Annotated in this window: 21 protein-coding genes; 20 read left to right on the top strand and 1 reads right to left on the bottom strand. The window is 69.7% G+C overall.

Going from position 1 to position 23089, the window contains the following annotated elements; genetic code table 11:
- Positions 1–20: 20 nt before the first annotated feature.
- The 14 genes from AB0D67_RS22250 to AB0D67_RS22185 all read left to right on the top strand — a co-directional run bounded on the left by AB0D67_RS22250 (position 21) and on the right by AB0D67_RS22185 (position 16681).
- Positions 21–1277, top strand: coding sequence for an NADH-quinone oxidoreductase subunit D (locus AB0D67_RS22250; protein ID WP_362938937.1), 1257 nt, complete (start codon positions 21–23; stop codon positions 1275–1277).
- Positions 1274–1963: an NADH-quinone oxidoreductase subunit NuoE gene (gene nuoE / locus AB0D67_RS22245; protein ID WP_362938731.1), complete on the top strand. Its 690-nt coding sequence runs from the start codon at positions 1274–1276 to the stop codon at positions 1961–1963. The genes AB0D67_RS22250 and nuoE overlap by 4 nt, the downstream gene beginning before the upstream one ends.
- Complete coding sequence (nuoF, locus tag AB0D67_RS22240; RefSeq protein ID WP_362938728.1) at positions 1960–3246, top strand: NADH-quinone oxidoreductase subunit NuoF; 1287 nt, start codon at positions 1960–1962, stop codon at positions 3244–3246. Before nuoE ends, nuoF begins: the two co-directional genes overlap by 4 nt.
- A complete protein-coding gene (locus AB0D67_RS22235; RefSeq protein ID WP_362938725.1) occupies positions 3243–5666 on the top strand; it encodes an NADH-quinone oxidoreductase subunit G in 2424 nt (807 codons plus the stop codon). The genes nuoF and AB0D67_RS22235 overlap by 4 nt, the downstream gene beginning before the upstream one ends.
- Entirely contained in the window at positions 5663–7000 is a 1338-nt protein-coding gene (gene nuoH / locus AB0D67_RS22230) for an NADH-quinone oxidoreductase subunit NuoH (protein ID WP_362938722.1), read from the top strand. The genes AB0D67_RS22235 and nuoH overlap by 4 nt, the downstream gene beginning before the upstream one ends.
- Before the next feature lie 43 nt (positions 7001–7043).
- A complete protein-coding gene (gene nuoI / locus AB0D67_RS22225) occupies positions 7044–7502 on the top strand; it encodes an NADH-quinone oxidoreductase subunit NuoI (RefSeq protein WP_229811920.1) in 459 nt (152 codons plus the stop codon).
- Entirely contained in the window at positions 7495–8451 is a 957-nt protein-coding gene (locus AB0D67_RS22220) for an NADH-quinone oxidoreductase subunit J (RefSeq protein WP_362938719.1), read from the top strand. The genes nuoI and AB0D67_RS22220 overlap by 8 nt, the downstream gene beginning before the upstream one ends.
- Positions 8448–8744: an NADH-quinone oxidoreductase subunit NuoK gene (gene nuoK / locus AB0D67_RS22215; protein ID WP_179820454.1), complete on the top strand. Its 297-nt coding sequence runs from the start codon at positions 8448–8450 to the stop codon at positions 8742–8744. Before AB0D67_RS22220 ends, nuoK begins: the two co-directional genes overlap by 4 nt.
- A gap of 70 nt (positions 8745–8814) precedes the next feature.
- Positions 8815–10683 (top strand): NADH-quinone oxidoreductase subunit L, encoded by a 1869-nt coding sequence (gene nuoL / locus AB0D67_RS22210; protein ID WP_362938934.1) that lies wholly within the window; start codon positions 8815–8817, stop codon positions 10681–10683.
- Positions 10683–12212, top strand: coding sequence for an NADH-quinone oxidoreductase subunit M (locus tag AB0D67_RS22205; RefSeq protein ID WP_362938716.1), 1530 nt, complete (start codon positions 10683–10685; stop codon positions 12210–12212). The genes nuoL and AB0D67_RS22205 overlap by 1 nt, the downstream gene beginning before the upstream one ends.
- A complete protein-coding gene (gene nuoN, locus AB0D67_RS22200; RefSeq protein ID WP_362938713.1) occupies positions 12209–13762 on the top strand; it encodes an NADH-quinone oxidoreductase subunit NuoN in 1554 nt (517 codons plus the stop codon). Before AB0D67_RS22205 ends, nuoN begins: the two co-directional genes overlap by 4 nt.
- Before the next feature lie 14 nt (positions 13763–13776).
- Complete coding sequence (locus AB0D67_RS22195; RefSeq protein WP_362938710.1) at positions 13777–14772, top strand: polyprenyl synthetase family protein; 996 nt, start codon at positions 13777–13779, stop codon at positions 14770–14772.
- A 278-nt stretch (positions 14773–15050) separates the two neighbouring features.
- Positions 15051–15473: a VOC family protein gene (locus AB0D67_RS22190; RefSeq protein ID WP_362938707.1), complete on the top strand. Its 423-nt coding sequence runs from the start codon at positions 15051–15053 to the stop codon at positions 15471–15473.
- Between the two features lie 113 nt (positions 15474–15586).
- Entirely contained in the window at positions 15587–16681 is a 1095-nt protein-coding gene (locus AB0D67_RS22185; RefSeq protein WP_362938931.1) for a winged helix DNA-binding domain-containing protein, read from the top strand.
- Positions 16682–16714: 33 nt separating this feature from the next.
- Here AB0D67_RS22185 and rarD read toward each other — a convergent pair whose 3' ends face one another.
- Positions 16715–17638: an EamA family transporter RarD gene (gene rarD, locus AB0D67_RS22180; protein WP_362938704.1), complete on the bottom strand. Its 924-nt coding sequence runs from the start codon at positions 17636–17638 to the stop codon at positions 16715–16717.
- A gap of 167 nt (positions 17639–17805) precedes the next feature.
- On the opposite strand from rarD, the gene msrA reads away from it, so the two are divergent.
- The 6 genes from msrA (at position 17806) to AB0D67_RS22150 (ending at position 22827) form a co-directional block, all read left to right on the top strand.
- Positions 17806–18465: a peptide-methionine (S)-S-oxide reductase MsrA gene (gene msrA, locus AB0D67_RS22175; RefSeq protein WP_362938701.1), complete on the top strand. Its 660-nt coding sequence runs from the start codon at positions 17806–17808 to the stop codon at positions 18463–18465.
- Positions 18466–18629: 164 nt separating this feature from the next.
- Positions 18630–18938: a type II toxin-antitoxin system prevent-host-death family antitoxin gene (locus AB0D67_RS22170; protein ID WP_362938698.1), complete on the top strand. Its 309-nt coding sequence runs from the start codon at positions 18630–18632 to the stop codon at positions 18936–18938.
- A 3-nt stretch (positions 18939–18941) separates the two neighbouring features.
- A complete protein-coding gene (locus AB0D67_RS22165) occupies positions 18942–19460 on the top strand; it encodes a type II toxin-antitoxin system RelE/ParE family toxin (protein ID WP_362938695.1) in 519 nt (172 codons plus the stop codon).
- A gap of 346 nt (positions 19461–19806) precedes the next feature.
- A complete protein-coding gene (locus AB0D67_RS22160; RefSeq protein ID WP_362938692.1) occupies positions 19807–20037 on the top strand; it encodes a hypothetical protein in 231 nt (76 codons plus the stop codon).
- Entirely contained in the window at positions 20034–20456 is a 423-nt protein-coding gene (locus AB0D67_RS22155; protein ID WP_362938689.1) for a PIN domain-containing protein, read from the top strand. The genes AB0D67_RS22160 and AB0D67_RS22155 overlap by 4 nt, the downstream gene beginning before the upstream one ends.
- A 298-nt stretch (positions 20457–20754) precedes the next feature.
- Entirely contained in the window at positions 20755–22827 is a 2073-nt protein-coding gene (locus AB0D67_RS22150; protein ID WP_362938686.1) for a WD40 repeat domain-containing protein, read from the top strand.
- Positions 22828–23089 lie beyond the last annotated feature (262 nt).

Here is a 23089-nt window from a genome sequence, read left to right as displayed (position 1 = left end):
CCGGCAACGACTGGACGGAGCTGGTCGACTCCCTCAGCGGCCAGCAGGACCAGCAGCTCGTCGTCAACATGGGCCCGCAGCACCCGTCCACGCACGGCGTGCTCCGCCTGGTGCTGAACCTCGACGGCGAGACGGTCACCGAGGCCCGCACGGTCATCGGCTATCTCCACACCGGCATCGAGAAGAACCTCGAGTACCGGACGTGGACCCAGGGCACCACGTTCGTCACCCGGATGGACTACCTCTCGCCGATCTTCAACGAGACCGCCTACTGCATGGGCGTGGAGAAGCTGCTCGGCATCACCGACCGGGTCCCCGAGCGGGCCCAGGCCATCCGCGTGATGATGATGGAGCTCACCCGCATCTCCTCGCACATGGTGGCCATCGGCACCTTCGGCATGGAGCTGGGCGCGACCACGCCGTTCCTCTTCGGGGCCCGCGAGCGCGAGATGGTGCTCGACGTGATGGAGTACATCACCGGCCTGCGGATGAACATGGCCTACGTCCGGCCCGGCGGTGTCGCCACCGACCTGCCGGCCGGCGCCGTGGACAAGGTCGGCGAGCTGCTCAAGGTCATGCCGGGCCGCATCCGCGACTTCCGCAAGATGCTCGACGCCAACCCGGTCTACCTCGCCCGCACCAAGGACGTCGCCTACCTCGACCTCACCGGCTGCATGGCCCTGGGCGTCACCGGGCCGATGCTGCGGGCCGCGGGCCTGCCGTGGGACCTGCGCAAGACGCAGCCCTACTGCGGCTACGAGACCTACGAGTTCGACGTCCCGACCGAGCGCAGCGCCGACGTCTACGGCCGCTACCTCGTGCGGATGGCCGAGATGGAGGAGTCGCTCAAGATCATTGAGCAGGCCCTCGACCGGCTGTCCGGGCCGCTCAAGGGCGGCCGCGTGATGGTGGACGACAAGAAGATCGGCTGGCCCGCGCAGCTCGCGCTCGGCCCCGACGGCTACGGCAACTCGCCCGACCACATCGCGCACATCATGAGCGGCTCGATGGAGGCGTTGATCCACCACTTCAAGCTGGTGACCGAGGGCTTCCGGGTCCCGGCGGGTCAGGTCTACTCCTCGGTCGAGTCGCCCCGCGGCGAGCTGGGCGCGCACGTCGTCAGCGACGGCGGCACCCGGCCCTACCGCGTGCACTTCCGCGACCCGTCCTTCACGAACCTGCAGGCCATCCCCGCCACCTGCGAGGGCGGCATGGTGGCCGACGTGATCTCCGCGGTCGCTTCCATCGACCCGGTTATGGGAGGTGTGGACCGATGAGCCATGAGGAGGGCGCCGTCGTGGGCGCGACCTATCCGCCGGAGGTCCGCGAGCGTCTGGAACGGGACGCCAAGGAGATCATCGGCCGCTACCCGAAGCCGCGCTCGGCCCTGCTGCCGCTGCTGCACCTGGTGCAGTCGGAGGACGGCTACGTCTCCGACGCCGGCCACGAGTTCTGCGCCGAGATGCTCGGCCTGAGCAAGGCCGAGGTCGTGGGCGTCTCGACCTTCTACACGATGTACAAGCGCAGGCCGATGGGCGAGTACCACGTCGGCGTGTGCATCAACACGCTGTGCGCCGTCATGGGCGGCGACCAGATCTGGGACGAGCTGTCCGAGCACGCCGGGGTGGGTCACGACGAGACCACCCCGGACGGGAAGGTCTCGCTGGAGCGGCTGGAGTGCAACGCCGCCTGCGACTTCGCCCCGGTGATGATGGTCAACTGGGAGTTCTTCGACAACCAGACCCCGGAGTCGGCCAAGCAGCTCGTCGACGACCTGAGGGACGGCAAGGACGTCGTGCCGACCCGCGGCCCGAAGAGGCTGTGCACCTTCAAGGAGGCGTCCCGGGTGCTCGCCGGGCTGTCCGACGGCCTGGCCGGTGAGGGCCCCTCGGCCGCCGGCCCCTCGCTGGAGGGCCTGAAGGTCGCCAAGGCCAACGGATGGAAGGCGCCCGAGGCACCATGACCACTCTCACCCCGGTCCTGACCGCGAACTGGGACCAGCCCGACTCCTTCACCCTGGACGGCTACGGCGACTACGCCGCCGCCCGCAAGGCGCTGACCATGGACCCCGACGCCGTCATCCAGGCGGTCAAGGACTCCGGTCTGCGCGGCCGCGGCGGCGCGGGATTCCCCACCGGCATGAAGTGGGGATTCATCCCGCAGGGCGACGGCAAGCCCCACTACCTGGTGGTCAACGCCGACGAGTCCGAGCCCGGGACCTGCAAGGACATCCCACTGATGATGGCCAACCCGCACTCGCTCGTCGAGGGCGTCATCATCACCTCCTACGCGATCCGCGCCAACCACGCGTTCATCTACGTGCGTGGCGAGGTGCTGCACGTCATCCGCCGCCTGCGGGCGGCCGTGGCCGAGGCGTACGAGCGGGGCCTGCTCGGCAAGGACATCCTCGGCTCCGGCTTCGACCTGGAGCTGGTCGTCCACAGCGGGGCGGGCGCCTACATCTGCGGCGAGGAGACGGCGCTGCTCGACTCGCTGGAGGGTTATCGCGGCCAACCTCGGCTCAAGCCCCCCTTCCCGGCCGTGGCGGGCCTGTACGCCTCGCCCACCGTCGTGAACAACGTGGAGTCGGTGGCGAGTGTTCCCTCGATCATCGCCAACGGCGCCGAGTGGTTCGCCTCGATGGGCACGGAGAAGTCCAAGGGCTACGGCATCTTCTCCCTCAGCGGGCACGTCACCCGCCCCGGCCAGTACGAGGCGCCGCTCGGCATCACGCTGCGCGAGCTGCTCGACATGGCCGGCGGGATCCGCGCGGGCCACCGGCTGAAGTTCTGGACCCCCGGCGGGTCGAGCACCCCGATCTTCACCGACGAGCACCTGGACGTCCCGCTCGACTTCGAGTCGGTCGGCGCCAAGGGCTCCATGCTCGGCACCCGGGCCCTGCAGATCTTCGACGAGACCACCTGCGTGGTGCGCGCCGTACTGCGGTGGACCGAGTTCTACGCGCACGAGTCCTGCGGCAAGTGCACCCCCTGCCGGGAGGGCACCTACTGGCTCAAGCAGGTCCTCAAGCGGCTGGAGAAGGGTCAGGGCGGCGAGGAGGACCTGACCACGATCACCGACATCGCCGACAACATCCTGGGACGCTCCTTCTGCGCCCTGGGTGACGGCGCCACCAGCCCCATCCACTCGTCGGTGAAGCTCTTCCGCGACGAGTACCTCAAGCACTTCGAGATCGGCGGCTGCCCGTTCGATCACGCTCCGTCCACGGTGTGGGGGACCGCATGACAGTCGAAGCGACCACCCCGGCCCAGGCGCCGGTAGACCTGGTGACCCTCACGATCGACGGTTTCCAGGTCAGCGTCCCCAAGGGAACGCTGATCATCCGGGCGGCGGAGCTGCTCGGCATCCAGATCCCGCGGTTCTGCGACCACCCGCTGCTGGAGCCGGCCGCCAACTGCCGCCAGTGCCTGGTGGACATCACCGACGCCGGCAACGGCCGCGGCTTCCCCAAGCCGCAGCCGTCCTGCGCCATCGAGGTGGCCCCGGGCATGGTGGTGCAGACCCAGCTCACCTCCCCGGTGGCGGAGAAGGCGCAGCGCGGCGTCATGGAGCTGCTGCTGATGAACCACCCGCTGGACTGCCCGGTCTGCGACAAGGGCGGCGAGTGCCCCCTGCAGAACCAGGCGATGTCCAACGGGCAGGGCGAGAGCCGCTTCACCGAGAGCAAGCGGACCTTCCCCAAGCCGGTCGCGCTCTCCACCGAGGTGCTGCTCGACCGCGAGCGGTGCGTCCAGTGCGCCCGCTGCATCCGCTTCTCCGATGAGATCGCCGGCGACCCGCTCATCGACTTCTTCGAGCGCGGGGCCAAGGAGCAGGTCGGCGCCGCCGACGGGCAGCCGTTCGAGTCCTACTTCTCGGGCAACACCGTGCAGATCTGCCCGGTGGGCGCGCTGACCGGCGCCGCCTACCGGTTCCAGGCCCGCCCGTTCGACCTGGTCTCCACGCCCAGCGCGTGCGAGCACTGCGCCAGCGGCTGCTCGCTGCGCACCGACCACCGCCGCGGCAAGGTCACCCGCCGCCTCGCCGGGGACGACCCGGAGGTCAACGAGGAGTGGAACTGCGACAAGGGCCGCTGGGCGTTCGCCTACACCACCGCGGCCGACCGGCTGAAGACCCCGCTGGTCCGTGACGAGGAGGGCCGCCTGGTCCCGGCCTCCTGGCCGGAGGCGCTCGCCGTCGCCGCCGCCGGGCTGGCCGCCGCCCGCGGCCGCGCCGGCGTGCTCGTCGGCGGCCGGGTCACGGTCGAGGAGGCCTACGCCTACTCCAAGTTCGCCCGGACCGCGCTCGGCACCAACGACATCGACTTCCGCTCCCGCCCCCTGTCGGCGGAGGAGACGCTGTTCCTCGCGCACGCCGTCGCCGGCAAGGGCATCGAGGTCCGCTACTCCGACCTGGAGACGGCCCCGGCCGTGCTCCTGGCGGGCTTCGAGCCCGAGGAGGAGTCGCCGATCGTCTTCCTGCGGCTGCGCAAGGCGTGGCGCAAGAGGGGCCTGCCGGTCTTCTCGATCGCCCCGTTCGCGAGCCCCGGCCTGGCCAAGATGCGCGGCACGCTGCTGCGCGCGCTGCCCGGCGCCGAGGCCGAGGCCCTGGGCGAGCTGGTCTCCGGCGGCTCTCCGGCCGCCGAGGCCCTCCGCAAGCCGGGCGCGGTCATCCTCGCCGGCGAGCGGCTCGCCACCTCGCCGGGCGCGCTGTCGGCGCTGGTACGGCTGGCCGACGCGACCGGCGCCCGGCTGGCCTGGGTGCCGCGCCGGGCCGGTGAGCGCGGCGCGGTCGAGGCCGGCGCGCTGCCGAACCTGCTGCCGATCGGCCGCCCGGTCGCCGACGAGGCGGCCCGCGCCGAGGTGGCCCGGATCTGGAACGTCGCCTCGCTGCCGGACACCCCCGGCCGCGACACCTCCGGAATCCTGGGCGCGGCGCTGGACGGCGAGCTGGACGCGCTCGTCGTGGCCGGCGTCGACCCCTATGACCTGGCCGACCCCGAGGCCGCGCTGGCGGCCCTGGAGAACACCCCGTTCATCGTGAGCCTGGAGCAGCGCGCCAGCGCCGTCACCGACCGCGCGGACGTGGTGCTGCCGATCGCCGCGACGGCCGAGAAGTCCGGCACGTTCGTCGACTGGGAGGGGCGCGGCCGCACGTTCGAGCAGGCGCTCCGGGTTCCCGGGGTGATGAGCGACCTGCGGGCCCTGACCGCGATCGCCGACCACATGGACGTCCACCTCGGCCTGCCCGACCCGGCCGCCGCCCGCCGCGAGCTCGGCTCGATCGGCGCCTGGCGCGGCCCCCGGGCCGCAGCCCCGGACGTCGCCTCACGCCGGGTCCCGGCCCTGCGGCCGGGCGAGGCGACCCTCGCCACCTGGCACCTGCTGCTCGACGACGGGCGCCTGCAGGACGGCGAGCCGTACCTCGCGGGCACCGCCCGGGAGGCCGCGGCGCTGGTGTCGGCGGCCACCGCGGCCGCGTCGGGGGTCTCCGACGGCGACAAGATCGTCGTCACCGGCGAGCGGGGCTCGCTGAGCGTCCCGGTGCGCATCGCCGACCTGCCCGACGGGGTCGTGTGGCTGCCGTCGAACTCCGCCGGCCGCTCGGTGACCCGCGACCTGGGCGCCGTCGCCGGTGACACCGTAAAGATCGGGAGTGTCTCGTGAGGACTACCCTGCTGGCGGCGGCCGATCCGACCCTCGCCGACTTCGGCCATGACCCGCTCTGGATCAGCATCATCAAGGCCGTCGTCATCTTCGTCGTCCTGATGCTGGGCGTGCTGTTCGGCGTGTGGTTCGAGCGCAAGCTGATCTCCCGCATGCAGAACCGCTACGGCCCCAACCGGGCCGGCAAGTTCGGTCTCCTGCAGTCGGTCGCCGACGGCCTGAAGATGGGTCTCAAGGAAGACCTGATGCCCCGGACCGTCGACAAGGTGATCTACTTCATCGCCCCGGTGGTCCTGGCGGTCCCGGCGTTCCTGGCCTTCTCCGTCGTCCCGATGGGCCCGAAGGTCTCCATGTTCGGCGTCGAGACGCCGCTGCAGCTCACCGACCTGCCGGTCGCGGTGCTGCTGGTGCTGGCGATGGCCTCGGTCGGCGTGTACGGCATCGTGCTCGCCGGCTGGGGGTCGCGCTCGCCGTACGCGATGCTGGGCGGCCTGCGGGCCAGCGCCCAGGTGGTGTCGTACGAGATCGCGATGGGACTGTCGTTCGTCGGCGTGTTCCTGTACGCCGGGACGCTGTCCACCTCCGAGATCGTCGGCGCGCAGGCGGGCGGCAACGAGATCTTCGGCGTGCCGATGCCGTCGTGGTACATGATCGTCCTGTTCCCGTCCTTCGTCATCTACGTCATCACGATGCTGGGCGAGACCAACCGTGTGCCCTTCGACCTGCCCGAGGGCGAGGGCGAGCTGGTCGGCGGCTTCCAGACCGAATACTCCAACTCGCTGAAGTTCGCGGTCATCATGCTCGCCGAGTACGTCAACGTCTTCGTCGTCTCGGCCATGTCGATCACCCTCTTCATGGGCGGCTGGCGCGCCCCGTGGCCGATCTCCATGTGGGACGGCGCGAACAGCGGCTGGTGGCCGCTGCTGTGGTTCTTCGCGAAGATGGTGCTGGTCTTCGCGTTCTTCATCTGGTGCCGCGCCTCGCTGCCGCGAGTCCGCTACGACCAGCTCATGGCCCTGGGCTGGAAGATCCTCATCCCGGTCAACCTCGCCTGGATCCTGCTGATCGCCACCGCCAAGGCGTTCCGCCTGGCCGGCACGGACCGGACCCTCGTGTACGTGCTGGGCGTCGTGGTGCTGATCGGCTGCGCCCTCATCTGGTGGCGCTTCGACAGCGTCCTGCAGAGGCGCAAGGAGGAGCGGGAGGCCCAGGTCCAGGCCGAGTTCGAGGAGCTCGGCGCCGAGCCCGCCGCGGGCGGGTTCCCCGTGCCGCCGCTCGACCTGCCGCACTACCACGGAGTGGCGCGCAAGGAGGTTTCCAGTGGGAGCAACTGATTGGCTGAACCCCGTCAAGGGGTTCGGCGTGACCTTCCACACGATGTTCAAGAAGGTCGAAACGGTCAACTACCCAGAGGAGAAGCGGCCCACGGCTCCGCGGTTCCACGGCCGGCACCAGCTCAACCGCTGGCCCGACGGCCTGGAGAAGTGCGTGGGCTGCGAGCTGTGCGCCTGGGCCTGCCCGGCGGACGCGATCTACGTCGAGGGCGGCGACAACACCGACGAGGAGCGTTACTCGCCGGGTGAGCGCTACGGCCGCGTCTACCAGATCAACTACCTGCGGTGCATCCTGTGCGGCCTGTGCATCGAGGCCTGTCCGACCCGCGCGCTGACCATGACGAACGAGTACGAGCTCGCCGACTCCAGCCGCGAGAGCCTCATCTACACCAAGGAGATGCTCCTCGCGCCGCTCGGCCCGGGGATGGAGACTCCGCCGCACCCCATGCGCCTGGGCGAGACCGAAGAGGACTACTACCGGCTGGGACGCAACAATGGGTGAGACCGTCACGTTCTGGGTGCTGGCCGTCGTCTCGGTCGCCGCAGCCCTCGGCCTGGTCTTCAGCCGCAAGGCCGTCTACTCGGCGCTGATGCTGGGCGTCGTCATGCTGTCCCTCGCGGTGCTCTACGCCGTCCAGGACGCCCCGTTCCTCGCCGCGGTGCAGATCATCGTCTACACCGGCGCGGTCATGATGCTCTTCCTGTTCGTGCTCATGCTGGTCGGCGTCGACTCCGCCGACTCGCTGGTCGAGACGATCAGGGGACAGCGCTTCTGGGCCGCGATCGCGGGCCTGGCCTTCGCGCTCCTGCTCGCCCTGGGCGTCGGCAACGCCACGTTCGGCCGGGCGCCCGGCGTCGGGGGCGCGGTCAAGGAGGCGGGCGGCAACGTCCCGGCGCTGGCCCAGCTCATCTTCACCCGGTACGTCTTCGCCTTCGAGGTCACCTCGGCGCTGCTGATCACCGCCGCGCTCGGCGCCATGGTCCTGGCCCACCGCGAGCGGGTCCGGCCCAAGGCCACCCAGCGCGACCTGGCCCGCGCCCGGTTCGCCGGGCCGCAGCCGTCGCCGCTGCCCGGCCCCGGCACCTACGCCCTGCACAACGCCATCGACATGCCGGCCCTGCTGCCCGACGGCTCGGTGGCGGTCAAGTCGATCAACCGGGTCCTCGCCAGGCACGACCTGGAGGACGGCGTCCGGCCCACCGACCCCGAGAAGGCCGCGCTCATCCGCCAGGTCATCGGCAAGGAGGAGGCCGGCGAGCCCGACGAGGCGGCCGGTGAGGCCGCCTCGGGCGAGGGCTTCCGGGTCGAGGAGAGCGTCGCCGAGCGCAACCCCGCCGTCGAGAGTCCCGCGGCCGCCCAGGACGCCCCCGCCGAGGACGGCGTCGCCGAGCGCGACTCCGCCGTCGCCGGGCACGACAGGGAAGCGGCTCAACGAGAGGAAGGCCAGTGACCACCCACTACCTGGTGCTCTCCGCGCTGCTGTTCGCGATCGGCGCCGTCGGCGTGCTGATCCGGCGCAACGCGATCGTGGTGTTCATGTGCGTGGAGCTCATGCTCAACGCCTGCAACCTCGCGTTCGTGACCTTCGCCCGGCAGCACGGAAACCTTGACGGTCAGCTCATCGCGTTCTTCGTGATGGTGGTGGCCGCGGCCGAGGTCGTGGTCGGCCTTGCCATCATCGTGATGATCTTCCGAACCCGCAGGTCGGCGTCGGTGGACGACGCGAACCTGCTGAAGTACTAAGAGGTGGCCGGTGCAATCTCCCGTTGAGATCTTCCAGCACTCCGGTGGGGTGATCGGGGTCTCCTGGCTGATGATCGCGCTGCCGCTGCTCGGCGCCGCGGTCCTCCTGCTGGGCGGCCGCCGCACCGACCGCTGGGGTCACCTCCTCGGCGTGGCGATGTCGCTGGCCGCCTTCGTGGTGGCCGTCGCCGCCTTCGTCGAGCTGCTCGGCATGCCCGCAGGGGAGCGCCGCCAGGCGATCAGCCTGTACCAGTTCATCCCCGGCGTCGCCGACATGGGGCTGCTGATCGACCCGCTGTCGATCAGCTTCGCACTGCTGATCACCGGTGTGGGATCACTGATCCACATCTACTCGATCGGCTACATGTCGCACGACCCCGACCGGCGCAGGTTCTTCTCCTACCTGAACCTGTTCGTCGCGGCGATGCTGCTGCTGGTGCTGTCGGACAACTACCTCGGCCTGTTCGTCGGCTGGGAGGGCGTGGGTCTGGCGTCCTACCTGCTGATCGGGTTCTGGCAGTTCAAGCCCACCGCGGCGACCGCCGCGAAGAAGGCGTTCATCGTCAACCGCGTCGGCGACTTCGGGCTGCTGATCGCGCTGTTCACGATCTGGTCGGTCTTCGGCTCGTTCGCGTACAAGAACCTCGGGGCCGGCGCCGTACAGAACGCGATGAGCGGCGGCCACCTGTCCCAGGGCACGGTCACCGCGATCGGCCTGCTGCTGCTCCTCGGCGCGTGCGGCAAGTCGGCGCAGCTGCCGCTGCAGTCGTGGCTCCTCGACGCGATGGAGGGCCCGACCCCGGTCTCGGCCCTCATCCACGCCGCGACCATGGTCACCGCCGGCGTCTACCTCGTCGTCAGGTCCGGCGCGTTCTTCGAGGCCGCCCCGACCGCGCAGCTCGTCGTGACGATCGTCGGCGTGGCCACGCTGCTCGCCGGTGCGATCATCGGTTGCGCCAAGGACGACATCAAGAAGGGCCTGGCCGGTTCGACGATGTCGCAGATCGGCTACATGATGCTCGGCGCGGGCCTCGGCCCGGTCGGCTACGCCTTCGCGATCGCGCACCTGATCACGCACGGCTTCTTCAAGGCCAACATGTTCCTCGGCGCCGGCTCGGTCATGCACGCCATGAACGACGAGGTCAACATGCGCCGCTACGGCGGCCTGTTCGCGGTGATGAAGGTCACCGCGGTCACCTTCTTCATCGGCTACCTCGCGATCATCGGCTTCCCGCTGCTCTCCGGTTACTACACCAAGGAGGGCATCATCGAGACGGCCATGGAGCACAACCAGATCCTCGGCTGGCTCGCCGTGCTCGGCGCGGGTCTGACCGGCTTCTACATGTCGCGGATGGTCTTCATGACCTTCTTCGGCAAGAAGCGCTGGGCCGACGACGCCCACCCGCACGAGTCGCCGTCGGTCATGACCGTCCCGCTGGTCCTGCTCTCCATCGGCTCGATCGGCCTGGGCGCCTACCTGATCCTCGGCAACCGGTTCATGAAGTTCCTCGCCCCGGCCGTCGGCCTGCCGGCGGAGCTGCCCGAGACGCACATCTTCGGTGTCGGCACGGTCGGCCTGGCCACGCTCGCGCTGGTCGCGATCGGCGCCGCGTTCGCCTGGTTCCGGTACGGCGCCGCCCAGGTGCCCGAGGTCGCCCCGCGCGGCTCCTTCCTCACCGTCTTCGCCCGCCGTGACCTGTACGGCGACGCCCTGAACGAGGCGCTGTTCATGCGTCCCGGCCAGTGGCTGACCCGGATCGCGGTGTTCTTCGACAACCGCGGCATCGACGGCCTGGTCAACGGGCTGGCCGCGGGGATCGGCGGGACCTCCGGGCGGGTGCGCCGCATCCAGACCGGCTACGTCCGGTCCTACGCGTTGTCCATCCTCTTCGGTGCCGCCGTGGTCGTTGGCGCGCTGCTCTACGTAGGGACCATGTGATGCCCTGGCTCTCAACCCTGATGGCCGTGCCCGTACTGGGCGCGGTGGGTGTCTCCCTTGTCAAGAACGACAAGCTGGCCAAACAGGTCGCCCTGGCGGTCTCGCTGGTCGTGCTGGCGCTCACGGTCGTCATGGCGACCCGGTTCGACCCCTCCTCGGCCGAGCGGTTCCAGTTCGCCGAGGTCCACCAGTGGATCCCGCGCTTCGGCGTCCACTACGGCGTCGGCGTGGACGGCATCGCGCTGGTGCTGATCGCGCTGTCGGCGCTGCTCGTGCCGATCGTGATCCTGGCCTCCTGGCACGACGCGGACGGCACCGGGGCCGCGGCCCCGCCCAAGCGGTCGGTGCGGACCTACTTCGCGCTGCTGCTGGTGCTTGAGGCGATGATGATCGGCGTCTTCGCGGCGACCGACGTCTTCCTCTTCTACGTGTTCTTCGAGGCCATGCTGATCCCGATGTACTTCATGATCGGGTCGTACGGCGGTGTCCAGCGGTCCTACGCGGCCGTGAAGTTCCTGCTGTACTCGCTCTTCGGCGGCCTGCTCATGCTGGTCGCGGTGATCGCCCTCTACGTGATCGCCGAGAAGAACACCTTCATGTTCCCCGAGCTGATCGGGGCCATCCAGGACCCGGGCACCCAGAAGTGGCTCTTCCTGGGCTTCTTCATCGCCTTCGCGGTCAAGGCGCCGCTGTGGCCGTTCCACACCTGGCTGCCCGACGCCGCGGCGCAGGCCCCGGCCGGCGCCGCCGTGCTGCTGGTCGGCGTGCTGGACAAGGTCGGCACCTACGGCATGCTCCGCTTCTGCCTGGAGCTGTTCCCGGAGGCCTCGAAGTTCTTCACGCCGCTGGTGATCGTGCTGGCGGTGGTCGGCATCGTCTACGGCGCGATCGTGGCCATCGGCCAGACCGACATGAAGCGCCTGATCGCCTACACCTCGATCTCGCACTTCGGCTTCATCGCGCTGGGCGTCTTCGCGATGACCAAGGACGCCGGCGCGGGCGCCACCCTCTACATGGTCAACCACGGGTTCTCCACCGGCGCGCTGTTCCTGATCGCCGGGTTCCTGATCTACCGCCGGGGCTCCAGCCGCATCGCCGACTACGGCGGCGTGCAGAAGGTCTCCCCGGTGCTCGCCGGGACCTTCCTGATCGCCGGACTGTCCGGCCTGTCGCTGCCGGGCCTGTCGACGTTCGTCAGCGAGTTCATGGTCCTCATGGGCTCCTACGAGCGCTACAAGGTCGCGGCGATCATCGCCGCCTCCGGCGTGGTGCTGGCGGCCATCTACATCCTGTGGATGTACCAGCGGACGATGAACGGTCCCACGGCCGAGTCGGTCAAGGGCTTCACCGACCTCAACGCACGTGAGCGGTGGGTGGTGGGCCCCCTGGTCGCGCTCCTCATCGTCTTCGGCTTCTTCCCCAAGCCGATGCTCGACGTGATCAATCCCGCGGTGGACAAGACGCTCACCAGCGTCCACGTGACCCCGTTCACCCCGGCCGTCGCTGAGAAGAAGGGGGCCGGGCAGTGAACAACGGCACCATCCAGGCTCCGACGATCGAATACGCGCTGCTCTCCCCGATGCTGATCGTGTTCGGCGCGGCGATCATCGGAGTCCTGATCGAGGCGTTCGCGCCCCGTTACCTGCGCAAGTCGATCCACATGCCGCTGACGCTGCTGGCGCTGCTCGGCGCGTTCGCCACCACGGTCCTCGGGGCGGTGAACGGCCTGCCGACGAGCGCCGCCGCCATGGGCGCCATCGCGGTCGACGGGCCCTCCCTGTTCATCTGGGGCATCATCCTCATCCTCGCGTTCGTCAGCGTGCTGCTGATCAACGACGACGAGCAGTTCGTCGCGCAGGCGGCCGCCGTACCGGGCAGCCCCGACGAGGAGGAGGCGGTCCGCGGCGGCTACGCGCAGACCGAGGTCTACCCGCTGCTGCTGTTCGCGGTCGGCGGCATGCTGCTGTTCGCCTCCGCCAACGACCTGCTGGCGATGTTCGTCGGCCTGGAGGTCATGTCGCTGCCGCTGTACCTGCTGTGCGGCCTGGCCCGCCGTCGCCGCCTGCTGTCGCAGGAGGCGTCGGTCAAGTACTTCCTGCTCGGCGCGTTCTCCTCGGCCTTCTTCCTGTACGGCATGGCCCTGGTGTACGGCTACGCCGGGACGGTGAGCCTCAAGGGCATCGGCGACGCGCTCGGCGCGGTCTCCGGCCAGGAGACGCTGCTGCTGATCGGCACCGCGATGCTCGGCGTCGGCCTGCTGTTCAAGATCGGCGCCGCGCCGTTCCAGGCGTGGAAGCCCGACGTCTACCAGGGCGCGCCGACCGCGGTCACCGCCCTGATGGCCTCCACCGTGCTGGTGGCGGCCTTCGGCGCGGTGCTGCGCGTCTTCTGGGTCGCCCTGGGCGGCCTGGAGTGGAACTGGCAGCCGGTCATGTGGGGCGTGGCGATCCTGACCATGGTCGTCGGCGCGATCCTGGCGATCACCCAGACCGACATCAAGCGGATGCTCGCCTACTCCTCGGTCGCGCACGCGGGCTTCCTGCTCACCGGCGTGATCGCCACCGGCGCCGCCGCGCAGAACTCCAAGGCCCTGTCGGGCATCCTGTTCTACCTCGTCGCGTACGGCTTCACCACGGTCGGCGCGTTCGCGGTGGTCACGATGGTCCGCGACGCGGGCGGCGAGGCCGGGCACCTGTCCCGCTGGGCGGGCCTGGGCAAGCGGTCGCCGTTCCTGGCCGGCGTCTTCGCGTTCTTCCTGCTGGCCTTCGCGGGCATCCCGCTGACCAGCGGTTTCTTCGGGAAGTACGCGGTGTTCGCGGCGGCGGTCTCCGGCGGCGCGGTGCCGCTGGTCATCGTCGGCGTGGTGAGCTCGGCCATCGCCGCGTTCTTCTACGTCCGGGTCATCGTGCTGATGTTCTTCAACGACCCGGCCGCGGACGGCCCGACCATCGCCGTTCCCACTGTGGGGACCTCGGCTGTGGTCGCACTCGCGGCAGCGGCTACCGTAGTGCTGGGAGTCTTCCCCCAGCCGGTGCTCGATCTCGCGGACCAGGCTGCGTCCGCTCTGTTCATTCGTTAGAGGAGTAGTGCTTCATGGCTGCGCCACCGGTTGTTGATCTGGCTTTCACCGACGAGCGGCTGGCGCAGGACCTCACAGCGGGGCTGGCGGAGGTCGAGAAGCTGCTGCGGGCCTCGGTGGAGAGTGACGACGCCTTCGTGACGGAGGCGTCCAAGCACCTCATCGAGGCCGGCGGCAAGCGGTTCCGGGCGATGCTCGTGCTGCTGGCCGCCCAGTTCGGCGCCCCCGACGCCCCGGGAGTCGTGCCGGGGGCGGTGGTCATCGAGCTGACCCACCTGGCGACGCTCTACCACGACGACGTCATGGACGAGGCCCCGGTGCGCCGGGGCTCCCCGTCGGTCAACGCCCGGTGGGACAACACCGTGGCGATCCTGACCGGCGACTACCTGTTCGCCCAGGCGTCGGAGATCCTCGCCGACCTCGGCGCCGACATCATCCGCATCCAGGCGCAGACGTTCTCCCGCCTGGTGCGCGGGCAGATCCGCGAGACCATCGGCCCCCGCCCCGGTGAGGACGCGGTCGCCCACTACATCGGCGTCCTGGCCGACAAGACCGGCTCCCTCATCGCCACCTCCGGCCGGTTCGGCGCCCTGCTGAGCGGTGCCGCGCCGGAGGTCGTCGAGCGGCTGACCCGGGCCTGCGAGGCCATCGGTGTGGCCTGGCAGCTCAGCGACGACCTGCTCGACGTCGCCTCGGAGTCGGCCGAGTCCGGCAAGACCCCCGGCACCGACCTGCGCGAGGGCGTCCGGACGCTGCCGGTGCTGCACGTCCTGGCCTCCGACGACCCCGCCGACGCCCGGCTGCGCGAGCTGCTGGCCGGCCCGGTGGCGGAGGAGGACGTCGAGGAGACCCTGCGCCTGCTGCGTGCCAACCCCGCCATGGAGCGGGCCCGCGCCGAGCTCGTCGCCTGGGCCGACCGGGCCCGCGAGGACCTGTCGGGCCTGCCGGACATCCCGGCCCGCGCCGCCTACCTCGCGATGTGCGACTACGTGGTCGAGCGCTCGGGCTGACCGGCCGTACCCCGGCGCCGGAGCGCGGAACGGGGCGTGTCGCCGGGGACGGCCGGCGGCCGGCCCGGGTGGTGCCGCGGGCCGCGGGCGTTCGGCCGGAGATGACGCGCGACGGGCCGATTTCCGCCGTAGTACAGGACACAACCTGTCCTCCACCTTCGCGATGGTGGTACACGAGCCGTTCGAGAGATCGTCTTCCCTGGTTCCGGCGGTCGCCGTCACCAAGGGCCTGGACGGTCGCCGGCGGCGTGTTCATCCATCCAGGCAAGGAACATGACATGCCGGTCACGACCACCACCCACCTGAACTTCCGGGGCACCGCACGCGAGGCGCTGGACTTCTACCGGTCCGTCTTCGGCGGACGCACCGTCGCGGTCACCTACAAGGACGCGGGCGCCGTGCAGAACGAGAGTGAGGCGGACCAGGTGATGTGGGGCGAGGTGGTCGGCGACGACGGCTTCCACGTCATGGCCTACGACGTGCCCTCGCACCTGCTCTGGAACCAGGGCGAGAACCCGTTCTTCGTCTCCGTGCGCGGTGACGACGCCGAGGAGATCAGCGCCCTGTGGGGCAGGCTCGCCGACGGCTCGACCGTCGTGCGTCCGCTGGAGCCCGCGCAGTGGGCGCCGCTGTACGGCATGCTCACCGACCGCTTCGGCGTCACGTGGGTCCTGGACGTCGCCGTCCCCTACAACGGCTGAGCAGGCCGAACCGGGACGCCCGCGCAGTCCGGGCCGCCGCAGCCACACGGGCGGCCCGGACGGCGCGGGCGCCGAGCACGCAGCACAGGAAGGAAACGGAGCCCATGCGGACCATGACCGTCCTCGGCACCCGCGCCCTCAACCGCGCCACCCTCGCCCGTCAGCACCTCCTCGCGCGCACCGGCACGTCCGTGCCCGAGGCGGTGGCCCACCTGTGCGGTCTGCAGGCGCAGGAACCTCAGGAGCCGTTCATCGGGTTCTGGTCCCGCCTCGCCGGCTTCAGGCCCGAGCAGCTGGACGATGCTCTGACCGGCCGCACCGCGGTGCGCACCCACCTGATGCGCCGCACCGTCCACCTCGTCACCTCCGGCGACGCGCTCGCCTGGCGAGCCCGCCATGACTCCATGCTGCGCCAGCGAGTGCTGGGCACCTACCGGCACGAACTGGCCGGCGTCGACCTGGACCGGGTCGCCGCAGCGGGCCGCGCGGTCATGGCCGACGGGCGACCCCGCACCATGAGCGAGCTCGTACAGGCCCTCGGAGACCGCTGGCCCGGCCCGCCGCGCCGGGCCCTGGGTGAGCTGCTCGTCGCGGCCCTCATCCCCATGGTCCAACTCCCGCCCCGCGGCCTGTGGCGCCGGACTGCCGGCGTACGCAACCTGCCGTTGGCCACCTGGCTGGAACGGGACATCGACCCGCTGCCCGCCGGGGACGGAGATCCCGTCGGGCAGCGGCTGCTGCGCCGCTACCTCGCCGCCTACGGGCCCGCCGCCGGCGCGGACCTGCGCGCCTGGTGCGGTCTCGCCGGACTTCCCGCCGCCGTCAAAGCCCTCAGGGAAGAACTCGTCGTCTTCCGCGACGAGCGCGGCCGTGAACTGCTCGACCTGCCCGACGCGCCCCGCCCCCACCCCGACACCCCGGCCCCCGTCCGGTTCCTGCCGGCCTTCGACAACGCCATCCTCGGCTACCACGACCGCGGCCGCATCATCGACGCCCCCCACCTCGGTCTGTCCGTCGCGGGCCACCGCATGGTCCTCGTCGACGGACGCGTCACCGCCACCTGGGCCGTGCGCGACCACCGGCTTCACATCAGCCCCCTCCGCCCCCTCACCGCTCCGGAACAGGAAGCCGTCCGCGCCGAAGCTCAGGACCTGATCGCCTTTCTGGACGAAGGCATCGATCACATCCACCTCGGCGCCGGAAGCTGACGGCCGGTCTCCGTCCCGGCGCCCCGAGGTCCCCTACCCGGGCGTGCCCGCGGGCTCCAGGTCGCGGAGCGCGACGCGGCGCGCCCGGTGGGCGGCCCGGAGGCTGTCCCAGGTGAAGATCGACAGGGCCAGCCAGACGATGGCGAACCCGGCCCACCGGCTGGGCGGCATCGCCTCGTGGGCGATGAACACCCCGCACAGGAACTGCAGCACCGGGGCGATGTACTGCAGCAGGCCGATCGTGGTGAGCGGCACCCGGATCGCGGCGGCGGTGAAGCAGAGCAGCGGCACGGCCGTGATCGCACCGGCGCCGGCCAGCAGGAGGGCGTGGCCCGCGCCCGCGGTCGCGAAGGTGCCCTCGCCCCGGACCTGCAGGTAGACCAGGTAGGCGAACGCGGGCACCAGCAGCACCAGCGTCTCGATGGTCATGCTCTCCGCGGCCCCGACCCCCGCGATCTTCTTGATGAGGCCGTAGGTGCCGAAGCTGGCGGCCAGGACCAGCGCGATCCACGGCAGCCTGCCGTAGTCGACGGTGAGGACGACGACGGCCAGGGCGCCCATGCCGACCGCCGCCCACTGCAGGGGCCGCAGCCGCTCCTTGAGCAGGAAGACGCCGAACAGGATGCTGACCAGGGGGTTGATGAAGTAACCGAGCGCGCTCTCGACCACGTGGCCGGTGTTGACCGCGTAGATGTAGACGCCCCAGTTGACGGTGACGACCGCCGCGGCCAGGGCGAGCAGGCCGAGCTTGCGGGGGGTGCGCAGGAGCTCGCCGAACCACGACCAGTGCCGCCGGACCGCCAGGATGGCGGCGACGACCACCAGGGACCACACCATGCGGTGGGCGAGGATCTCCAGGGCGCCGGACGGCTTCAGCAGCGGCCAGTAGAGGGGGAAGAGTCCCCACATGGCGTAGGCGGCGATGCCGTACAGGACTCCTCGGCGCGATTCAGGCATGTATTACATTTTCGCTGCTTACCACATTTAATACAAATTAGCGATGCTTCGCTAAGAGTTAAGCGCCGCTTACGGGAACATCGGGGCGGGCACGCTGGTTTCCTCTGTAGCGACAGGTGAGGACGTTCGGGTTCTCCTGGAGCGACAGGTGAGGAGGATGTCGGCAAATGGGCTGGCTGTTCGGCAACAAGACTTCCATGGTGTCCCCGGACGACGCTCTGCCGGGCCGCGACACGAGGATGGCGGTGCCCGCCCGCCACGCCGTCCTCGACGCCCCCCTGGCTCCGCCGTACCCCGAGGGGACCGAGATCGCCGACTTCGGCCTCGGCTGCTTCTGGGGCGCCGAGCGGAAGTTCTGGCAGACCCCCGGCGTGGTGACCACCTCCGTCGGCTATGCCGGCGGGTACACCTCCAACCCCACCTACGAGGAGGTCTGCACCGGGCGGACCGGCCACACCGAGGCCGTCCGCGTGGTCTTCGACCCGGCCAGGATCTCCTACGAGGAGCTGCTGCGCGTCTTCTGGGAGGCCCACGACCCCACCCAGGGCATGCGCCAGGGCAACGACGTCGGCACCCAGTACCGCTCGGCGATCTACTTCCACTCACCCGAGCAGGAGAAGGCCGCCCTGGCCTCGCGCGACGCCTACCGGAAGGTGCTCGCCGACGCGGGCTACGGCGACATCACCACCGAGATCGCCCCGGCGGGTGACTACTTCTTCGCGGAGGAGGATCACCAGCAATATCTCTTCAAGAACCCCGGCGGTTACTGTGGCATCGGCGGCACGGGTGTCGCGTGTCCGGTCGGCCTGACCACCGGTGAGGCCTGACCTGCGGTAACCGACTGATCCTGGCCCTTGAGCGTCCGGCTGACCCCGGGTCGATCGAGGGCCGGAGTCGTTTTCAGTGAGGACCTTCACCACCAGGTCAAGGGCGGGTGGAAGGGCCGGCGCATCTCCTGATTGTTCTGTATAGATTGCTGTACAGTATTCGTATGGCCATGCTGCATGAAGCTGCCGAGTTGAGTGTCACAGAAGCGGCTCAGCGTGGGGTGGCCCGTCTGGTCGCTGACGCTGAGCGTGGGACCGATCTGGTGGTGACCCGTCGTCATCAGCCGGTGGCGGCGGTCGTCAGCATCCGGCGCCTGGAAGAGCTGGAGGAGGCCGCCGCCGATCTCCGGGACCTGGCGCTCGTACTCGCACGCTCGGTGACCGACGCCGGAGAGCGTGTCCCGCTCGATGATGTGCTCTCTGCTTTCGGGCATACCCGAGAGTCGCTGGCCGCGCTGCCGGACGAAGAGTAGCCCGTGTCCGACGTCGTCTTCACGGCCCCAGCGGTCGATGACCTGCGGCGAATCGGTCCGGACGCCGCGCCCAAGGTCCTCAAGAAGATCCTTCTTCTGCTGGAGAATCCGGAGGCCGGCTATCCGCTGGGCGGTGAACTGACCGGCTTTCGCAAGCTCGTGGTCGGACGTAACACCTGGCGGGTCGTCTATCGGATCACGGACGACAAGTCGATCGAGATCTGTGAAGTATGGACCGTGGGCGAGAGGGCCGATGGCGAGGTCTACGCCGAGGCGACCACCAGGGTTCGTGCCGCCGGCAAGGGACGTCCCGAGATGGTGGAGCTTGGCCGGATCATCGAACGCCTGGGCGCGCTGGTAGAACACATCCGCGTCGAGCAGCCGCCTCCCAGGGAGCCGGTGCCGGATTGGCTCGCGGATCGCTTGATCTACACGGTCGGTATGCCTCGGGAGGACGTCGCCGCCCTCGACCTGCGGCAGGCGGTCGACCTCTGGGCCGGTTTCCGCTCCGGTCCACGCTGACCGCGAATTCTTGCCGGCAGAGAACCGCTACCACCAGCAGTATCTTTTCAAGAACCCCGGCGGTTACTGCGGCATCGGCGGCACCAACGTCAAGCTTAGGTGACCCGTCCGAGTGGGCCGCCTGTCAGGCGGGCCTGGTCCCGACCGAGGAGTAGCGCCGACTTCACCGGCACAGCTCGCGCCCGGTTTCCGAGCGCGGGCTCGCTGTCATCCCTTCGTCGATCCCGAGAGTCGACGAAGCCGATCGCCCCAGACGAGGTGTCCGGGGAAGCTCAGAGCGCATTGCTTCGAGGCAAGGGCGCTGGTAGATCGGTGCTTTCCAGCCGGATTGGCGTAGACTCCGACTATGACCGCTGCTCCTGAAGAGTACGAGGACATGCATCGGCTGGTCGATCGACTGACACCGGATCAGCTCCATGAGGTGCGCGCGCATACCCTGCGTCTCGTCCACTCCGGTGAGGGTGAGTCGGGTCAGGAGTGGCCTCCCTCCTGGTTCGGATCGGTGACCACCGAGCGGAACGACATCGCCGAACGCACTGAAGATCTCCTGCGCCAGGGGTATGGTCACGAAATGTGATCGTTGTTGACACCGGCCCCATCGTCGCCGCTGCCATCCGAAATGACCGCAGGCACGATGCCTGTGTAGAGGTGTTCAACCAGTTTCGCAGAGAACGACGCGAACTCCTCGTTCCGGCTTTCGTGGCAGGTGAGGCCTCCTACATGCTCGGCAAGATCGGCGGAGCCAAGGTGGAGGCTGGATTCCTGCGCTCGCTGAGATCCGGAATCTTCGACCTGGTCGATCTCACAGACGATGATCTCAACCGTATCGCCGACCTGGTGGAGCGCTATTCAGACCTTCCTCTGGGATCGGCGGACGCCTCGGTGGTCGCCGTCGCCGAGCGCCTTCGCATCGCCGAGGTGTTCACCCTGGACACCAGGGACTTCTCCGTGGTGCGGCCCGCGCATGTCACCGCCCTCACCCTGGTCCCCGGCTGACTGCTCCATGCCACCGGCTACATCGCGTTGGTAGGAACGGGCGTCTCCTGCCCGGTCGGTCTGACCTCCGGCGAAGAGGTGTGACCTGACCTGACACGTAGCCTGGCCCAGGATCGTCCCATGACGGTCTTACTTACGCGCGGATCCATCGCGTGCGCGAATGCCGGGCCGAGGGTACGCGCACTCTGCATGGCACCCACATGCAGGGGTTCCCGGACGCCTTCATCGTGCAGCCGATACGGGGCGCGAATCTCAGATGCGGTCTATGCTTGCGAGCGATTCCGCGACGGGGGTTCGGATGTTCTTTCGACGGCTGCCACCCGTCCTCGCCATGCTGGTTCTGGCCGGGTCCGTGCCGCTGGCCTCGGCCGGGCCGACCGTCGTGAGATGGCCCCGGGCGGCCACCACCTGCCAGGAGACGTCACCCGGGGGCGTTCCCGCCTCGTTCGCGGCGCCCGTCGCGATGGACATGGGCGGCCACTCCGACGTGACATCGGTGGCCGTGGGTGAGCTGGACGGCCGACCCGTCGTGATCAGCGCGGGTGCCGAGCACACCATCCGGATCTGGGACAGGGCCACTCTGAAACCGATCGGTGATCCGATCCCCGGCGACGGTCCGGTGGCGTACGGCACCGTCGACGGCAGACCCGTCATCCTCGGCCGGAGCCACGGGGCGCTCCAGAGGTGGGACGCGTCCACTCGGCTGCCCGTCGGCGGACCGCTGCCCGCCGGGCGGTTCCGTGCCGTCGCGATCGGCGAGCTCGATGGCAGGCCGATCGCCGCCGCGGCGGGCACCGACGGCGCCCACGTGTTCGATCTGGCGACCGGTCGCCGGATCGGTCCGCCCATCGGCACCGGGAGCTTCGGCGCCGTCGCGCTGACCCGCGTCCACGGCGTTCTGCTCATGCTGACCGGACAGGGCGACGCTGTGATCGCCTGGGATCCGGTGTCCGGAGAACCCGTCGGGAAACCGCTCACTCTTGAGGACGAGTTCGTCCAGGGCGTGGACACGATCAGGACGACCACGATCGGCGGCCGTCCGGTGGCCCTGATACCCACGGACGATCTCGGGGTGATCCGCTGGGATCTGGCCACGCGTGAGGCGACCCACCACTCGCTGAAGGGGACGTTCGGCCCTTCGTCACTCGCCGTGCTGAACGGCCGGACCGTGTTCGTCTCGGTCGAAACCGTCGAGGGCATCGCCACCGACGATCACGGATCGAGGCGCCGAAGCTCGATCGCGGTCATCGATCCGGCCACCGGCGAGCGGGTGTCGTCCTTCGAGATCCCGGGCCACGTCATGTCGCTGGCGGTCGATGATCTCGGCGACCGTCCCATGCTCGTGACCGGCGGGCGCGACAACGCCGTCCGCGCCTACGATCTCGCCACCGGCCGGGAATCCGCTCCTCCCGCCACCGGGGGGCCCAACGGTGACATCTACGGGGTGAACGGCGAGCTGCGCGGCAGGCCGATCCTGGTGGCCCAAGGGAACGGTGAGGACAGATTCCCCGGCGTCTGGGATCTCGGCAGCGGCAGGCCGCTGGACGCGCCGGTCAGGCTGCCCGGGCGCATCACCTCGTTCGCGACCGGCGACTACGGCGGACGAGCGGTTCTGGTCGCGGGGAGCGGTTCCGGAGACTCCTCGATCCGGATATTCGATCTTGCCACTCGCCTGCCGATCGGCGAACCCCTCATCGGCCATGACGGCTTCTTCAGCGGGGTCGCGCTGACCGAAGCCGATCGCCGGACGCTTGTGGTCGGAGCGGTCGACGAGGACGACGCGGCCGGCGACCCTTCTTCTCGGGGCGCGGTACGCATCTGGGACTTTCCTTCGGGAGCGCTGCTGCACGATCTCGCCGTCGGAAACGGCCCGGTCGGACAGTTGGCCCTCATCAGCCTCGCCGGCCGGCCAGTCGCGGTGACCTTCAGCGCCACCCGCGCCCGGCTCTGGGACGTCGGCGCGGGAAAACGGATGGCATCGTTCCGCATCGCGAAGACGGAGCACTCGGCCCGGGTGGAGATCGCCTCGTTCGACTGCACGACGGTCGCGATCGTGGCCACAGGCAGGACCGTGGAACTCTACGACCTCGCCACGGGCAAGCAGGTCGAGCGTCCGTTGCTCGGCCATTCCAAGCAGGTGAACAGCATCGTCTCCGGACGGGTCGCCGGTGTCCCGATCGCGGTTACCTACTCGCCCCAGGACAGGAGCATGCGGGTCTGGGACCTCACTACCAGCCGGCAGGTCGGGACGCTTCAGCGTCCTTCCCGCTTCCAGGGCTCTCTCTCGATGAGCTACCTCGACGGCCGCGCTGTGCTTGTCGGCGGCGGTCGCGAAGCGCTGTGGATCTGGGATCTGGGGCCTACCACGTGATACAGGAAGACCGTCCCATGATCATCCGAGTGTCGTCGATGAGGTCTACGCCGAGGCAACGGCCAGGGTTCGCGTCACCGGCAAGGGGCGTCCGGAGGTGGTGAAGCTCGACCGGATCATCGAACGCCTGGGCGTGCCGGTCGATCACATCCGCGTCCACGCCGGCACGAGGACCGGATCTACGTGGCGCGCCTGCTCCGGATCGCCGACCTGATCATAAGCGATGCGGGACAGGATGATCGTCACGAAGAGTGACAGCGGC

The sequence above is a fragment of the Streptosporangium sp. NPDC048047 genome (assembly GCF_040653115.1).
GTDB lineage: Bacteria > Actinomycetota > Actinomycetes > Streptosporangiales > Streptosporangiaceae > Streptosporangium.
The sequence above is the reverse complement of the archived record's forward strand: the minus strand, read 5'-3'. Positions and strand labels throughout refer to the sequence as shown.

Coding starts and splice junctions, on each gene's coding strand:
- nuoE (WP_362938731.1), top strand. CDS start 1,274: ATGAGCCATGAGGAGGGCGCCGTCGTGGGCGCGACCTATCCGCCGGAG.
- nuoF (WP_362938728.1), top strand. CDS start 1,960: ATGACCACTCTCACCCCGGTCCTGACCGCGAACTGGGACCAGCCCGAC.
- AB0D67_RS22235 (WP_362938725.1), top strand. CDS start 3,243: ATGACAGTCGAAGCGACCACCCCGGCCCAGGCGCCGGTAGACCTGGTG.
- nuoI (WP_229811920.1), top strand. CDS start 7,044: ATGTTCAAGAAGGTCGAAACGGTCAACTACCCAGAGGAGAAGCGGCCC.
- AB0D67_RS22220 (WP_362938719.1), top strand. CDS start 7,495: ATGGGTGAGACCGTCACGTTCTGGGTGCTGGCCGTCGTCTCGGTCGCC.
- nuoL (WP_362938934.1), top strand. CDS start 8,815: ATGATCGCGCTGCCGCTGCTCGGCGCCGCGGTCCTCCTGCTGGGCGGC.
- AB0D67_RS22205 (WP_362938716.1), top strand. CDS start 10,683: ATGCCCTGGCTCTCAACCCTGATGGCCGTGCCCGTACTGGGCGCGGTG.
- AB0D67_RS22195 (WP_362938710.1), top strand. CDS start 13,777: ATGGCTGCGCCACCGGTTGTTGATCTGGCTTTCACCGACGAGCGGCTG.
- AB0D67_RS22190 (WP_362938707.1), top strand. CDS start 15,051: ATGCCGGTCACGACCACCACCCACCTGAACTTCCGGGGCACCGCACGC.
- AB0D67_RS22185 (WP_362938931.1), top strand. CDS start 15,587: ATGACCGTCCTCGGCACCCGCGCCCTCAACCGCGCCACCCTCGCCCGT.
- rarD (WP_362938704.1), bottom strand. CDS start 17,638: ATGCCTGAATCGCGCCGAGGAGTCCTGTACGGCATCGCCGCCTACGCC.
- msrA (WP_362938701.1), top strand. CDS start 17,806: ATGGGCTGGCTGTTCGGCAACAAGACTTCCATGGTGTCCCCGGACGAC.
- AB0D67_RS22170 (WP_362938698.1), top strand. CDS start 18,630: ATGGCCATGCTGCATGAAGCTGCCGAGTTGAGTGTCACAGAAGCGGCT.
- AB0D67_RS22160 (WP_362938692.1), top strand. CDS start 19,807: ATGACCGCTGCTCCTGAAGAGTACGAGGACATGCATCGGCTGGTCGAT.
- AB0D67_RS22150 (WP_362938686.1), top strand. CDS start 20,755: ATGTTCTTTCGACGGCTGCCACCCGTCCTCGCCATGCTGGTTCTGGCC.